The sequence below is a fragment of the Streptomyces aurantiacus JA 4570 genome (assembly GCF_000414115.1).
Classification (GTDB): domain Bacteria; phylum Actinomycetota; class Actinomycetes; order Streptomycetales; family Streptomycetaceae; genus Streptomyces; species Streptomyces aurantiacus_A.
The window spans coordinates 1-13,410 of the sequence record NZ_AOPZ01000047.1 but is presented as its reverse complement, the minus strand read 5'-3'; the positions used below and the strand labels follow the sequence as shown (position 1 = coordinate 13,410).

Annotated in this window: 12 protein-coding genes and 1 pseudogene; 6 read left to right on the top strand and 7 right to left on the bottom strand. The window is 73.1% G+C overall.

Features of this window, described 5'->3' with window-relative positions:
• Positions 1 to 26 precede the first annotated feature (26 nt).
• Together STRAU_RS05910 and STRAU_RS05905 are read right to left on the bottom strand one after the other, a co-directional pair.
• Positions 27 to 2,263: pseudogene (locus STRAU_RS05910) on the bottom strand (acetate--CoA ligase family protein).
• A gap of 258 nt (positions 2,264 to 2,521) precedes the next feature.
• Entirely contained in the window at positions 2,522 to 3,727 is a 1,206-nt protein-coding gene (locus STRAU_RS05905; RefSeq protein ID WP_016639333.1) for a flavin-containing monooxygenase, read from the bottom strand.
• Between the two features lie 229 nt (positions 3,728 to 3,956).
• Between STRAU_RS05905 and STRAU_RS05900 the strand changes: the two genes are divergently transcribed.
• Positions 3,957 to 4,370 carry a Zn-ribbon domain-containing OB-fold protein gene (locus STRAU_RS05900; RefSeq protein ID WP_037657783.1) on the top strand — a complete coding sequence of 138 codons (414 nt, stop codon included), beginning with the start codon at positions 3,957 to 3,959 and terminating at the stop codon, positions 4,368 to 4,370.
• Positions 4,371 to 4,424: 54 nt separating this feature from the next.
• On the opposite strand, the gene STRAU_RS05895 is transcribed toward STRAU_RS05900, so the two are convergent.
• The 3 genes from STRAU_RS05895 to STRAU_RS05885 are packed head-to-tail and all read right to left on the bottom strand — an operon-like array spanning position 4,425 to position 6,071.
• On the bottom strand, positions 4,425 to 4,949 hold the full coding sequence (locus tag STRAU_RS05895; protein ID WP_016639331.1) for a GNAT family N-acetyltransferase: 525 nt from the start codon (positions 4,947 to 4,949) through the stop codon (positions 4,425 to 4,427).
• The gene (locus STRAU_RS05890) at positions 4,946 to 5,620 is read right to left on the bottom strand and encodes a pyridoxine/pyridoxamine 5'-phosphate oxidase (RefSeq protein WP_016639330.1); all 675 of its coding nucleotides are present in this window, start codon (positions 5,618 to 5,620) and stop codon (positions 4,946 to 4,948) included. The genes STRAU_RS05895 and STRAU_RS05890 overlap by 4 nt, the downstream gene beginning before the upstream one ends.
• Before the next feature lie 46 nt (positions 5,621 to 5,666).
• The gene (locus STRAU_RS05885) at positions 5,667 to 6,071 is read right to left on the bottom strand and encodes an SgcJ/EcaC family oxidoreductase (RefSeq protein ID WP_078620987.1); all 405 of its coding nucleotides are present in this window, start codon (positions 6,069 to 6,071) and stop codon (positions 5,667 to 5,669) included.
• 204 nt (positions 6,072 to 6,275) lie between these two features.
• Between STRAU_RS05885 and STRAU_RS05880 the strand changes: the two genes are divergently transcribed.
• A complete protein-coding gene (locus STRAU_RS05880) occupies positions 6,276 to 7,127 on the top strand; it encodes a calcium-binding protein (RefSeq protein WP_016639328.1) in 852 nt (283 codons plus the stop codon).
• Positions 7,128 to 7,188: 61 nt separating this feature from the next.
• Here STRAU_RS05880 and STRAU_RS05875 read toward each other — a convergent pair whose 3' ends face one another.
• A complete protein-coding gene (locus STRAU_RS05875) occupies positions 7,189 to 8,412 on the bottom strand; it encodes a thiolase C-terminal domain-containing protein (protein ID WP_037657782.1) in 1,224 nt (407 codons plus the stop codon).
• 143 nt (positions 8,413 to 8,555) lie between these two features.
• On the opposite strand from STRAU_RS05875, the gene STRAU_RS05870 reads away from it, so the two are divergent.
• Positions 8,556 to 9,905 carry an acyl-CoA dehydrogenase family protein gene (locus STRAU_RS05870; protein ID WP_016639326.1) on the top strand — a complete coding sequence of 450 codons (1,350 nt, stop codon included), beginning with the start codon at positions 8,556 to 8,558 and terminating at the stop codon, positions 9,903 to 9,905.
• Positions 9,905 to 10,381, top strand: a complete 477-nt coding sequence (locus STRAU_RS05865; protein WP_016639325.1) for a nitroreductase family deazaflavin-dependent oxidoreductase — start codon at positions 9,905 to 9,907, stop codon at positions 10,379 to 10,381. The genes STRAU_RS05870 and STRAU_RS05865 overlap by 1 nt, the downstream gene beginning before the upstream one ends.
• Positions 10,382 to 10,540: 159 nt before the next feature.
• On the opposite strand, the gene STRAU_RS05860 is transcribed toward STRAU_RS05865, so the two are convergent.
• Positions 10,541 to 11,188 carry a TetR family transcriptional regulator gene (locus tag STRAU_RS05860; protein ID WP_016639324.1) on the bottom strand — a complete coding sequence of 216 codons (648 nt, stop codon included), beginning with the start codon at positions 11,186 to 11,188 and terminating at the stop codon, positions 10,541 to 10,543.
• Between the two features lie 319 nt (positions 11,189 to 11,507).
• Between STRAU_RS05860 and STRAU_RS05855 the strand changes: the two genes are divergently transcribed.
• Positions 11,508 to 12,290 carry an AfsK-binding protein KbpA gene (locus tag STRAU_RS05855; protein WP_037657779.1) on the top strand — a complete coding sequence of 261 codons (783 nt, stop codon included), beginning with the start codon at positions 11,508 to 11,510 and terminating at the stop codon, positions 12,288 to 12,290.
• A 172-nt stretch (positions 12,291 to 12,462) separates the two neighbouring features.
• Positions 12,463 to 13,410, top strand: a 948-nt coding sequence (locus STRAU_RS05850) for a serine/threonine-protein kinase (protein WP_037657778.1), incomplete at its 3' end; no start/stop codon positions are given.

The following is a 13,410-nucleotide window of genomic DNA, read 5'->3' as shown; positions in this document are numbered from 1 at the left end:
GGCGGAGCCCCCTGGGGGTGACACGGTCAGTGGCAGATGGCCAAGGCGTCCAGCGCCACCGCCCCCTGGCCCCGGGGCAGGACCACCAAGGGATTGATGTCCAGCTCGGCCAGCGCGTCCCCCAGCTCAAGAGACATCCGCTGCACCCGCAGCACGACCTCGACGAGCGCGTCGAGGTCGGCCGGGGGCGCCCCCCGGACCCCGTCCAGCAAAGCCCGCCCCCGCAGAGCGCCAAGCATGCCCCGCACCTCCTCCTCCCCGAACGGCGGCACCCGCACGGCCACATCCCGCAGGACCTCCACGAGCACACCCCCAAGACCCACCGTCACGGTGGGCCCGAAGAGCGGATCAGGGGCGACCCCGACGACCATCTCGACGCCCCGCTCGACCATCTGGCAGACCAGGACCCCGTCGAGATCGACGTCTTCGTAGCGGGCGATGTCGGTGAGGTCCCGGTAGGCGTCCCGCACCTGGCTGGCCGAGGTGAGCCCGACCTTCACGAGCCCGAGCTCGGTCTTGTGGGCGATGCGGGCCCCGGACGCCTTCATCACGACGGGGTACCCGACGAGCCCCGCCGCCCGCACGGCCGCCGCCGCACTCGTCACCAACTGCTCCCGCGGCACGCGAATCCCGTACGCCCGCAGCAACTGCTTCGCCGCGTGCTCGCTGAGCCGCTGCCCGGGCCGGAGCAGCGCCTGCGCCTTGCGGTAGGAGGGCGAGACGGTACGCGGCGCCTCGTCGAAGGGAGAGCGGTAGGAGGAGGTGAAGCGGTGGTGGTCGACGTACGCGCGTACGGCTCCGATGCAGTTGGCGAACGTACGGAACGTCGCCACCCGCGAGGACCCGAGAAGCGTCGAGCGGTACGCGGCCTCCGTGCCGACCGGCGACCCCCACACGACGCACACCAGCTTGTCCGTCTGCTCGGCGGCGTCCACGAGGTCCTGCGCGAGCTTGTCGCTCATCGGCGGGAAGGGGCCGGTGATGGGGCAGATGAGGACGCCGACGTCCGGGTCGGCCAGGATCGCGTCGATGATCTTGCGGCCGCGCCAGTCGCCGACGGGGTGGCCGCCGTTGTCGACGGGGTTGGCGACGTTCAGGTAGTGGGGGATCCAGTCGTGCAGCTCGGCCTGCTTGGCGTCCGAGAGGGTCGGCAGGCGCAGCCCCGCCCCGGCGGCGAGGTCGGCGAAGTGCGCGCCGGTGCCGCCGGAGATCGAGTACACCACGACGCCGTCCGACCGCGGCGGCCGGGCCCGCGCCAACAGGGCGGCGGTGTCCTGGAGTTCGTCGAGGCCGTCGACACGTATCACCCCGTACTGCCGCATCGCCGCGTCCACGACGGCGTCCGCCCCGGTCAGCTTGCCGGTGTGGGACGCGGCCGTGCGCGCCCCCGTCTCGGTGCGGCCGACCTTCACGGCGACGACGGGCACCCCGCGCCGCGCGGCCCGGTCCGCGGCGAGCAGGAACGCCCGGCCGTCCTTGAGCCCCTCCACGTAACAGGCGATGGCGCCGACGTCCGGCTGCTCGGCGAAGTAGGAGATGAAGTCGGCCGTCTCCAGGTCCGCCTCGTTGCCCGTCGGCGCCCAGTGGGACAGGCGTACGCCGAGTTCCTGGAGCGTGAAGACGGGGCGGCCCTGGTGTCCCGACTGGGTGATGAGGGCGATGGCGGGGCCTTCGAGGTCGTCGCGGAACTTCTCGAAGGCGTTGAGGTTGGTGTTCGGGCCGAGCAGCCGCAGGCCCGAGCGGCTGACGGCGGCGGCGAGCCGGCGGGGAGCCGGTCCTGCGCCGCCGCGCCCGCCTCGCCCGTCTCGGCGAACCCGGAGGCGAACGCGACCGCGAACTTCACCTTCGCCTCGGACAGTTCCTCGATCACGGGCAGCGGATCGCCGACGAGCAGCACGGCGAGGTCGACCTGCTCGGGCAGGTCCGCGACCGACGCGAAGCAGGGCCTGCCGAAGACGGTGGGGCGGGTCGGGTGCACGGGGTGAAGGCGGGCCCCGACCCGCTCCGCCCAGGCCACGAGCTGGCGCGTGATGCCGGTGTTGGGCCGCCCCTCGGTGTCCGACGCGCCGACGACGGCGACGGACTCGGGGCGGAAGAAGCGGTCGAGATCGGGTACGTCCGCGTACAGCGGCCGCCCGCCGACGTCCAGGTCGCCGGCGCCCGCGGGGCGCCCGTGGACGGCGTCGGCGGGGAGGTTGCCGCAGGCCACCGCGCGAGCGCGGCGGGGGTCGGAGGTGAAGGTGCCGTATGTCGATCCAAGCATCGGTCCGCCCGCTCCTGTGTGACAGCAACATAACTGACGCATAGTCAGGTTACTGAACTGACGCTCCGTCAGGAATGGGGCTGCGGGTTTTCTCCGTCGGCGCGGGGAGGCGGCCGTACGGGCACAAGGGAGCTGTGTGTGGTGCGTGACGTGTGCAAGAGGGCTGTCTGTGGTGCGTGTGACAGGTGCGTACACCCGGTAACACCACGGAACCGCAGAAGTCGGCCCGTGCCAAGGGCGCGTGGGCGAACTGGCCGGTTACTTACGAAGGCTCCGCGTCTTCGCCACCGCCGCCGCGATCCGCCCCGCGTCCCTGGACAGTTCGCGCAGCATCCCGCTGATGGGGTTGGTGAACCCGGTGAAGTACAGCCCGGGGGCGCCCGGCGCCGTGCGCGGGCCGTGCGGGCGCGGGCGGCCCCGGCCGTCGAGAACGTCGAGGTGGCCGAGCAGCGGCTCCAGGGCGCGGCGGTAGCCGGTGGCGGCGATGACGGTGTCCGGGCCGACGCGGGTGCCGTCCGCGAGGACCACCTTGTCCGCCTCGAAGGACTCGACGGCGGCCACCGGCTCGACCCGCCCCTTGCGCACGGCGTCGACGATCCCGACGTCCTGCACCGGGATGGCGCCCTCGTGGACGCGCGAGTACAGCCCGGTGGCCGGGCGCGGCAGCCCGTGCGCGGACAGATCGGGCACGCTCACCTTGGCGATCGCGCGCCCCAGCCGGTCGACCACCGGCACCGGCAGCCTCCGGCACAGGATCCCGGAGCGCTGCGCGGGCCATCCGGCCGTGGACCGGCGCACGATGTGCGGAGCCGTGCGCACCGCGAGCCGCACCCGCGCCGCGCCGCCCTCGATCAGGTCGACGGCGATCTCCGCGCCGGTGTTGCCCGCGCCGACGACGAGCACGTCCTTGTCCGCGTACGGGGCGGGGTTGCGGTAGGCGTTCGCGTGCAGCAGGTCGCCGGTGTACGTCTCGCGGCCGGGCCAGTCGGGCAGGTGCGGGGTGTGGTTGTGGCCGGTGGCGACGACGACCGCGCTGCCGGTCAGCTCGCGCCCGCCGGTGGCGTGCAGCAGCCAGCCGGCGCCGTCGGCGGTGCGCTCCAGGCGCGACACCTCGACGCCGGTCACGACCTCCAGCTCGTGGTACTCCGCGTATCTGTCCAGGTAGCGGATCACGTCGTCCCGCGACACCCACCGCCCGAAGGAGCGAGGGATCGCGAGGCCGGGCAGGCCGGAGAGGCGGCGCGTGGTGTGCAGACGGAGACGGTCGTAGTGCGTGCGCCAGGAGGCACCGATGCGGTCGGACTTCTCCAGGACGACGGCGCGTACGCCGCGTGCGCGCAGGGCGGCCGCCACGGAGAGACCGCCGGGGCCGCCGCCGATGACGTAGACCGGGTGGTCGTCGGCCTGGCGGCTGGGCGCGGGGAACTCGGTGCGGCGCGCTCGGGGGGTGGTGGAGTCGGCCATGTTCTGGAGAGTAACCACGCGGTCACTTGATGGGTGACGGACAAGTCCGAAACCGATTGCGATCCGATCACGCGCCGGCCCCCGCCGCGCACCCGTCTTGCGCTCCCGCCGCCAGGTGCGCTGAACTGACGTGCCGTCAGGACGATGCCGCCGGTGCCCGGAATGCCCCAAGGGGAAGAAGGGCGAGAAGGGCCGATTCGAACCGTCTACGCCCCGTACGGAGCCCGCCATGGACGTACGTTTCGACCTCCCCGAGGCCGACGCCTTCACCCGCCCCTACTGGGACGCCGCCGCCGAGGGCCGTCTCCTGATCCGCCGCTGCCACGCCCCCGCGTGCGGCCGGGCCCACCACTACCCGCGCGAGTGCTGTCCGCGCTGCTGGAGCGAGGACGTCACCTGGGAGCGGGCGAGCGGCCGCGCCACCCTCTACACCTGGTCGGTGGTCCACCGGAACGACCTGCCGCCGTTCGGTGCCCGCGTGCCCTATGTCGCCGCCGTCGTCGACCTGGCCGAGGGGCCGCGCATGATGACCGAACTCGTCGACTGCGAGGAGCCCGCCGCGCTGCGCCCGGGCCTTCCTCTGGAGGTCGCGTTCCGCGAGCGCGCGGAGGGCGTGACGGTGCCGGTGTTCCGGGCCCGCTGACCCGGGGCTCGAAGGCCCGCGTGGGCGGGGGCGGGCCGGGTGCGGCCGGGTGCCTCACCCGCTGGCCGCGACCCGCTTCACATACCGGTGGCACGGCACATGGATGGGCCCGCTGTCGCTCGCCGCCAAGTACTCGAAGAGCCCCTCGTCCGTCCAGCCGTTGCGCTCGTAGAACCTGCGGGCCCGCGCGTTGCCGTTGACCACCGCCAGCCACGCCTTGGCGTACCCCTTCGACGCCACCCGCCGCTCCGCCTCCGCGAGCAGCGTCCGCGCCACCTTCGTGCCCCGGTGGTCCGCGTCGACGTACACCTGCTCCACCTCGTCGTCGACCACCATCGCGAAACCGGCCACCGCGCCGCCGACCGTCGCGACCACCGTGTCCGCGACCCGCTGCGGCGCCCGCAGCCCGAACGACTGCGCTGTCCGCACCGCCACCAGCGACTCCGGCACATTGCCCCGGTGGCCGTCGGCCCAGCCCTCGTGCCAGATCCGGGCCACCGCCGGCGCGTCGTCGAGCGTCGCGGCCCGCAGCGTCACAGGTTCGACGCCGCCCTCGGTGCCGTTCTCGTGGATCGTCACGGCCACATCAACTCCCTTGCCCAGCCCCCGTTTCGAGCCGCACGGTAGCGCAGCCGCACGTGGCGTCGCCGTGCGTCTCCCTGGAAGAATTCCACCTCCTCAGGTACCAGTACGTACAGCGTCCAGCTCGGCGCGTCGGCCTCCGGTTGTGCGGCCGCCCGTTCCCACGCGGCGTCCGACGCACGCTCCAACTCCTCGTACGTGTCGAGAATTTCGCTCTGCCGGCCCACCAGCGCCGCCGCCAGCGCCCCCGTCGACCTCGCGTGCAGGTCGGCGAGCGCTTCTGCGTGCGGGGCGGTGCGGACCGGGCCGCGCACTCTGACCTGGCGGCCCCGCGCCGGCCAGTAGAAGTGCAGCGCCCCGTACGGGCGGGCCGCGAGCTGTCTGCCCTTCGCGCTCGTCGCGTGCGACGCGAAGTGCCAGCCCTCGTCGTCCGCGTCGTGCAGCATCACCGTCCGTACGTCCGGAGCGCCCTCCGCGTCCGCCGTCGCCAGCGCCATCGTGTGCGGCTCCGGCTGGCCCGCGGCCACGGCCTCCGCGAACCAGCCGTGGAACAGGGCGACCGGCTCGTCCGGGGCCCGCGCCGGGTCGAACTCCGGCAGCTCGATGTCCCAGACCTTCTGGGCACGCAGGAGCTCCTGGAACTCCAGGTGCGTCGGTGTCGTCGTCATCCGGCCATTGTCGTCCGCGCGGCGGCCGCTCCGGCTCCGCAGCTGTCTATTCGGTTCGCACTGCGGTGTTCTGGCATGCGTGCAGCAGCCATCTCCCGTCATCCTGCTTCGTCATGACGTAGAGCGGAGCGCCTTCCGTCTCGCCCTCCGGTGAATGGTGGACCTGCCGAACCTTGACTGCCGCCACGTCGGGCCGCAGGAACTGCGTGTGCACTGCCTCGTAGGTGATCTCACCATCCCAACTGGCCGCGGGCAGCACGGCTCGGGTGAACTCGGCGATCGCGTCGAAGCCGATCAGGACCTTGCCGTGGCCGGTCGTCCAGAGGGCGTCGGGGTGGAAGAGCGCGAGAAACCCCTCGACGTCTTTGGCGCCCTGAGTGCGCTCGACAGTGGCGACGACCTCTTCGATGGCCTTGATGTCTGCGTTGATGTCTGCGTTTTCGGTGTCCATGCGGATCACTCTGGGACCTCAATCAAGCTTGAGGTCAAGGCCCGGCCGCGAGATCGTCCGGACAGCGCCCGCATCCACCTCCCCGCAACTGCGCGGTCCGCGTCTGTTCATTCCCCGCGGCACAACTGGGTCCTCAAGGCCCTGGTCTAACGGGTTGACCAGAAGCACCCCTGCGCGAGTGACATTCCGAAAGGCCCTTTCTGCATGCGCACGTACAAGGCAATCGCGGCAACAGCCACCCTCGCCCTCGCCCTCGGCGGAGCCGCCTTAATGGCGCCCGTCGCCCAGGCCGCACCGTCGGCGGCGGCCACGGCGTCCCTCGTCCACGAGGACGGCGAACTCTGGTACAAGGCCGCCCCCGGCCAGAAGAACAAACTGACCGTCACCGACAAGGTCGAGAACACCGGTGAGTTCGAGTCGTACTACGTCCTCACCTTCCGCGACCGGTTCGACATCACGATCGACGCGGACGCGGCCGAGTGGGACGAGTGCGAGTACCCCACGGCGTCCGACCGCAAGGTCGTCCAGTGCCGGGTCGAGATACCGGAGAACTCCGACGACTCCGACAGCTACGACATCGACCTGGGCGACAAGGACGACACCCTCACGCTCCGGCCCGACAGCAATGCCTGGGCCGGTGTCTACGGCGGCAAGGGCAACGACGTGCTCAAGGGCTCGACCGGGTCCATGCTCCGCGGCCAGGACGGCAACGACCGCATCGACGGGGGCGGCGGCCCCTTCGGCTTCGGTTCGGACGGCGGCTCCGGGGACGACACGCTCACCAACTGCGGGCAGGACTGCTTCGGCGGGACGGGCAACGACACGCTGAGCGGCAACGGCGAAGAGAACGCCCTGCACGGCGACGACGGCAACGATGTCCTGCGCGGCAGGTCGGGCGCCGACGTCCTCTACGGCGGCAAGGGCCACGACAAGCTGTACGGCGAGGCGGGCGACGACACGCTGTGGGGGAACAGCGGCGACGACGTCCTCTGGGGCGGCACGGGCAGGGACAAGCTCTCCGGCGGCCCGGGCCGCAACGAACTCCACCAGGACTGAGCCACCCGGTGCGTGAGGGAGGCCGGCCTCCCTCACGCACACCGCGCGCCCGGACGCGCCGCTACCGCCCCAACACCACCGTCCCCGAGGAACAGAACCACCCGCCCGTCCCCGACACCACCGCCACCTCGGGCAGCCGCCCCCGGCCGCCGTCCTCCAGCCGACCCCGGCCCCGCCCCCCGTCCCCCCGCCACACCTGGCGCCCTTCCCCCGCCTCCCCGCGCAGCTGCCGCACCGCCTCCACCAGCAGGAACAGGCCCCGCATCCCGGGGTGCTGGGCCGAGAGGCCGCCGCCGTCCGTGTTCGTCGGGAGTTCGCCGTCCAGCTGGAGGCGGCCCTTCTCCACGAACGCCCCGCCCTCGCCCTTCGCGCAGAAGCCGAGGTCCTCCAGGGTCACCAGCGTCATGTACGTGAACGCGTCGTAGATCTCCGCGATGTCGACGTCCGCCGGGCCCACCCCCGCCCGCTCGAACGCGAGCCGCCCGCTGACCGCCGCCGGGGACACCGTGAAGTCCGCCCATTCGGACATCGCCGTGTGCGAGACGTGCTCGCCGGTCCCGAGGACCCACACCGGCGCCGACGCGCAGTCCGCCACGTACTCCTCGGCCGCGAGCAGCACCGCGCAGCCGCCGTCGGAGCGTATGCAGCAGTGCAGTTTGGTGAACGGGTCCGCGATCATCGGGCCGGAGAGGACCTCGTCCACCGTGATCGGCTCGCGGTACATCGCCTCCGGGTTCGCCGCCGCGTTCGCCCGCGCCTGCACCGCGACCTGCGCCAGCTGCTCCAGCGTCGTCCCGTACTCGTACATGTGCCGCCGCGCCGCCATCGCGTACTTGGAGATCAGGGTGTGCCCGTAGGGGACCTCGAACTGCAGCGGGCCGCCCGCACCGAACGACAGGTTCGCCGTGCGCCGGCGCGCCTTGAGGTCGGCGCGCGCCGTCGACCCGTACACCAGCAGGACCGCGTCGGCGTGGCCCGCCGCGATCGCGTCCGCCGCGTGCGCGGCCATGACCTCCCAGGTCGAGCCGCCCACGGACGTCGAGTCCACCCAGCGCGGGCGCAGGCCCAGGTACTCGGCGACCTCGGCGGGCGCGAGGGTGCCGAGCCCCGCCGACGCGATCCCGTCGATCACCTCACGGCCGAGCCCGGAGTCCGCGAGCGCCCGCCGGGCCGCCTGCGCGTGCAGCGCGTACGCCGACGCGTCGTCCACGCGCCCGCAGTCCGACAGGGCCACGCCCACTACGGCGACTCGGCGACGGCTGCTCGAAGGAGGGGGAGGGGGCATGAATCTGACGGTACATCAGATGAGGGGGAGGGGGGGAGGCCGTCGTCGCGGCCCGCGTCGTGGGCCTGGGCAACCCCGCCTCGTCGCCCTAGCATGTCGGCCCGCCCGTTTATGTGACGGCTCGTCAGATAGGAGCTCCGCCGATGGACGCCGCCTGCACCGCGGAACAGGACGAGATCCGCCGCACCCTCCGCGAAGTCGTCACCAAACACTGCGGCCCCGACGACGTCAAGGCCGCCGTCCGCACCCCCGCCGGGCACGACACCGGGCTGTGGGCCGCCCTCGCGGGACGGCTCGGCCTGCCCGGTCTCGCGCTGCCCGAGGCGTACGGCGGCGTCGGCTGCGGCGCCCTCGAACTCGCCCTGGCGAGCGAGGAACTGGGCCGGGGCCTCGCCCCCTCGCCGCTCCTCGCCACCGCCGGACTCGCCGCGCCGCTCCTCCTCGCCCTCGGCACGCCCCGCCAGCGCACCGTGCTCCTGCCGCGCGTCGCCGCCGGGGAGCTGACCGCCACCCTCGCCGTCCCCGGCGCCGCCCTGGCCACCGCGCTCGGGCTCGTCGGCGACAACCGCGGCGACTGGGCGGGCGGCGGCCGCGCGGGCGGCGTGCAGGCGCGGGCCGCGGACGGGTCCTGGCGGCTGTACGGGCAGGTGGACCAGGTCCTCGACGGACACAGCGCCGGGCTGCTCCTCGTCGCCGCCCACACCGGCGGCTTCGCCCGCTCGCGCACGCTGCTGTTCCTGGTACGCGGCGACGCCCCCGGCCTCGTACGCGTACGGCAGACCGCCCTCGACGAGACCCGTCCGCGCGCCCGTCTTGAACTGCGTGAGGTGGAGGCCGAGTTGGTCGGGGACGGCCAGGGGGACGGAGGCGAGGTGGCCGGCGCGCTGGGCGCGGTCGGTGAGCGGGTCGCCGCCCTGCTCGCCGCCGAAGCCGTCGGCTCCGCCGACCGCGCCCTCGCCCGCACCGTCGCGCACGTCAAGGAGCGCGAGCAGTTCGGGCGCGCGATCGGGTCCTTCCAGGCCGTGAAGCACCGCCTCGCGGAGGTGTACGTGCGGGTGCAGGCGGCCCGGTCGGCCGCCTATTACGCGGCGTGGGCGGCGAGTGCGGAGGAGACGGCCGGCGGGGGCTCGGGCCCGGCATCGGGCGCCCGGACCGCGTCGGCGGCCCCCGGCTCCGAGGGCGCCGGTGCCGTCGGGGCCGTCGGCGGGTACGAGCACGTCGGCGGCCTCGCCCTCGCCCAGGGCCTCGACTCCCTCCGCACCGCCGCCGCCGAAGCGGTCCAGCTCCACGGCGGCATCGGCTTCACCTGGGAGCACGACGCCCACCTGTACTTCAAACGGGCGGCCGGCGACGAACTGCTCTTCGGGCCCGCGCACCGGCTACGGGCGTACGCGGCCGAGCGCGCCGGGCTGTTCGCGGGCGAGGGGGCGGACGCGACGAGGGCCCCGGTCCGGGGCGCGCCCGCCGTTCGGGTGGACGGGGCGGGCGTCTGATGGCCGCCGGGATCGGGCTCCGCGTGGTGCGGCGGGTGTCCGCCACCCGCGCCTTCGCACGTGTCGCGCCGCGCTTCGTGCCCGCCCTGGACCGGGCCGTCCACCGGCTCACCCGCGGCAAGGTGCTGCCCAGTGCCCGGATGCTGCCCGGGGTGATCCTGACGTCGCGGGGCGCGAAGAGCGGGCTCGACCGGCGTACGCCGCTGGCCTGTGTGCCGGAGGACTCCGGGAGCCGGCTGCTCGTCGGGTCCAACTTCGGACGGCCGGGGCACCCGGCGTGGACCGCCAATCTGCTGGCCCACCCGGACGCGTCCATCAGCCTGCGGGGCAGGGACATCCCGGTGCGGGCGCGGCTGTTGACGGGGGAGGAGCGGGCCGCCGCGTGGGAGGCCGCGGTCGCGTTCTGGCCGCCGTACGCGACGTACCAGGCACGCGTGGAACGGGAGATCCGGCTGTTCCGGCTGGAGCGGAGGTAGCCGGGGGCGGTGACGGGACGGTGGGGGCGGTGGGGACGGTGACGGGAGCGGCGGGGCGGCGGGGGCGGTGGGCGCAACCGAACACGGCGGCGGATCACTGTCCGTGATCCGCCGCCGTGGTGACAGGACTTCGCATTGCGCGACCTACGTGCCGCGCGCCTACTTCGTCGGCTTCTTGCCCGTCACGCCCAGGTGCACCAACAGTGCGAGGTTCGGCTTCAGTTCGGCCTGTTTGACGCCCCAGGTCTGGAAGCCGCGCTGGTGCGAGGCGACCGCGGCGAGCATCGCGACGAGCGATCCGGCCATCGCCGCCGGGCTCACGTCCTTGTCGACCTTGCCCTTGGACTGGAGTTCCTTGACGGTGTCCGTAAGGGAGTTGTTCACCGAGTTGAGGATCTTCATCCGGATCTTGTAGAAGCGTTTGTCCCCCTCGGCCGCGCCGAGGTCGACCACCCGGAGGATCGCGTCGTTCTTCCGCCAGAAGTCGAGGAACCCGTCGACCAGGTCCTGCGAGGTCTGCAAGGCGGCCTTGCCGACCCAGGAACGGCCCTCCAGGAGCTGTGTCAACTGGGCGCCCTCGGCCGCCATTTGCTCGGCGATCTCCAGGACGGCGCCCTCGACGTCCGGGAAGTACTGGTAGAACGTCGCGGGCGAAGTGCCCGCCTTCCGGGCGACGTCGATGACTTTGACGTCCCGGTAGGGCGAGGAGCTGAGCATCTCGCTGAGGCAGTCAAGGAGTTTCTGACGTGTCGCCTGACCACGCCGACCGGCCACACGGCCGTCGACGGTACGTACCTGTCCTGTCATGCCGTCAGCTTACCGAGGGGTGATCGGAGCGCGATTCGGCCGAGTGCAAATGGGGTTGAAGGGGTGCCAGAGGGGTGCAGAGGGGTGACGAAGGGGAGTGGGGACCGCCCCCCGGGCGCCTGGGGAGGGTGATGCGCTCCGGCCGGAAACAGTCGCTGGGACGTCCCCGAAGCGCTCGCGGGCTCCGGGGTACCGCCGGGCCGTGGGAATTGGCCAAGTGTTCGAATATATGTGCTGCGGGTCCGTCGGTGCCCGGCTAGCTTGACTGTGGCGGAGGCCACAGGAGGGCCCTCCGAGGTCGAACCGAGGGAACGGTCTCATGGAATTCGCGGAAGGCGTCCCTTGCTGGGTGGACGCGATGCTCCCCGACGTCGAGGGCGGCAAGCGCTTCTACGGCGAGCTCTTCGGGTGGACCTTCGACGAGGGCGCGGGGGCGGAGTACGGGCACTACGTCCAGGCGAACCTCGGCGGCGAGCCCGTCGCCGCGCTCGCCCCCAAGCCGGACGGCCGCATGCCCACCGCCTGGACGGTCCACCTCGCGACGCCGGACGCGGCCGCGCTCGCCGGCCGGATCAGGGACGCGGGCGGTCAGCTGATCACGGGCCCGGTGGAGGTCGGGCCGTTCGGCACGATGGCGCTCGCGGCCGACCCCGAGGGCGCGGTCTTCGGCCTCTGGCAGGCGGGCACGCACCAGGGCTTCGGCCGGCAGCGCGAGCCCGGCAGCTTCTGCTGGACCGAGCTGTACGCCCGCTCCAAGGACACCGTCGACCCCTTCTACGAGGGCGTCTTCGGCTACGGCGGGCAGGACCTCGACAGCCTGGGCGAGGACTTCCGCACCTGGTCGCCCGCCGGGGCGGAGCCCGGGCCCGAGACCGCGATCGGCGGCCGCGCCCTCCTGGGCGGCCGCTTCCCGGCCGAGATGCCCCCGCACTTCCTCAACTACTTCCTCGTCCCCGACTGCGACGCCGCCGTCGCCACGGCCCTCCGGCTCGGCGGCCGCGTGCGCGACGAGCCGGAGAACACGCCGTACGGGCGCTTCTCCGTGCTGGTGGACAACCAGGGAGCCGGCTTCGCGGTCCTCCAGGAGCCGGACCAGGGGTGACGTTGTTCCCGTACGCACCCTTTGTCCGGAAACGGCCCGATGTTGCCCCGGGTTCGCAACCGTGGGCCGAGCCAGGAAGAATCAGGGTGCGTGCCGCCGTAGCGGCTCGGTGGTGAGACGCTGCACGGGGCTGCTCGGAAATGGCGGCCGCGTACGGGGAGGTGGCAGGCAAGTGGTGGACCAGCTTACGCAGCACGATCCGCGGCGGATCGGCCCGTTCGAGGTCCTTGGACGGCTCGGCGCCGGTGGCATGGGACTCGTCTATCTCGCGCGTTCCGCCTCCGGGCGGCGCGTGGCGATCAAGACGGTGCGGACCGAGCTCGCCGAGGACCAGCTGTTCCGGGTCCGCTTCACCCGCGAGGTCGAGGCGGCGCGGGCCGTGTCCGGCTTCTACACGGCCGCCGTGGTCGACGCCGACCCGCGCGCCGCCGTGCCCTGGCTCGCCACGGCGTACGTCCCCGCGCCCTCGCTCGAAGAAATAGTGAACGAGCACGGGCCGCTGCCCACGCAGGCCGTGCGGTGGCTGGCCGCGGGCGTCGCGGAGGCGCTGGAGTCCATCCACGGCGCCGGACTCGTCCACCGCGACCTGAAGCCGTCCAACGTCCTCGTGGTCGAGGACGGGCCGCGCGTCATCGACTTCGGCATCGCGTCGGGCGTCTCCAACACCCGCCTGACCATGACCAACGTCGCCGTCGGCACGCCCGCCTACATGTCGCCCGAGCAGGCCAAGGACTCCCGCAGCGTCACGGGCGCCAGCGACGTCTTCTCGCTCGGCTCCACCCTCGTCTTCGCCGCCACCGGGCACGCGCCCTTCCACGGCGCCAACCCCGTCGAGACCGTCTTCATGCTGCTGCGCGAGGGCCCCGACCTGGAGGGCCTGCCCGACGAGCTGCGGCCCCTCATCGAGTCCTGCATGCAGATGGAGGCCGCGCTGCGGCCCACGCCCAACGACCTCCAGGCCCAGCTCGCCCCGCACCTCTTCGCCTCCGAGGGCAACGGCGACGACAGCGGCACCGCGTCCGCGTGGCTGCCCGAGCGGGCCGTCGCGCTCATCGAGGCCCGCCGGGGCGGACGGCCGCCCGCCCGCGTCGCCGCCGGGTCCGGCGGCGGGTCCGGGGGC

Excerpts from the sequence above, each read along its gene's own strand:
- STRAU_RS05905 (WP_016639333.1), bottom strand. The coding sequence starts at position 3,727 with ATGGCCGACTCCACCACCCCCCGAGCGCGCCGCACCGAGTTCCCCGCG.
- STRAU_RS05900 (WP_037657783.1), top strand. The coding sequence starts at position 3,957 with ATGGACGTACGTTTCGACCTCCCCGAGGCCGACGCCTTCACCCGCCCC.
- STRAU_RS05890 (WP_016639330.1), bottom strand. The coding sequence starts at position 5,620 with ATGACGACGACACCGACGCACCTGGAGTTCCAGGAGCTCCTGCGTGCC.
- STRAU_RS05885 (WP_078620987.1), bottom strand. The coding sequence starts at position 6,071 with ATGGACACCGAAAACGCAGACATCAACGCAGACATCAAGGCCATCGAA.
- STRAU_RS05880 (WP_016639328.1), top strand. The coding sequence starts at position 6,276 with ATGCGCACGTACAAGGCAATCGCGGCAACAGCCACCCTCGCCCTCGCC.
- STRAU_RS05875 (WP_037657782.1), bottom strand. The coding sequence starts at position 8,412 with ATGCCCCCTCCCCCTCCTTCGAGCAGCCGTCGCCGAGTCGCCGTAGTG.
- STRAU_RS05870 (WP_016639326.1), top strand. The coding sequence starts at position 8,556 with ATGGACGCCGCCTGCACCGCGGAACAGGACGAGATCCGCCGCACCCTC.
- STRAU_RS05865 (WP_016639325.1), top strand. The coding sequence starts at position 9,905 with ATGGCCGCCGGGATCGGGCTCCGCGTGGTGCGGCGGGTGTCCGCCACC.
- STRAU_RS05860 (WP_016639324.1), bottom strand. The coding sequence starts at position 11,188 with ATGACAGGACAGGTACGTACCGTCGACGGCCGTGTGGCCGGTCGGCGT.
- STRAU_RS05855 (WP_037657779.1), top strand. The coding sequence starts at position 11,508 with ATGGAATTCGCGGAAGGCGTCCCTTGCTGGGTGGACGCGATGCTCCCC.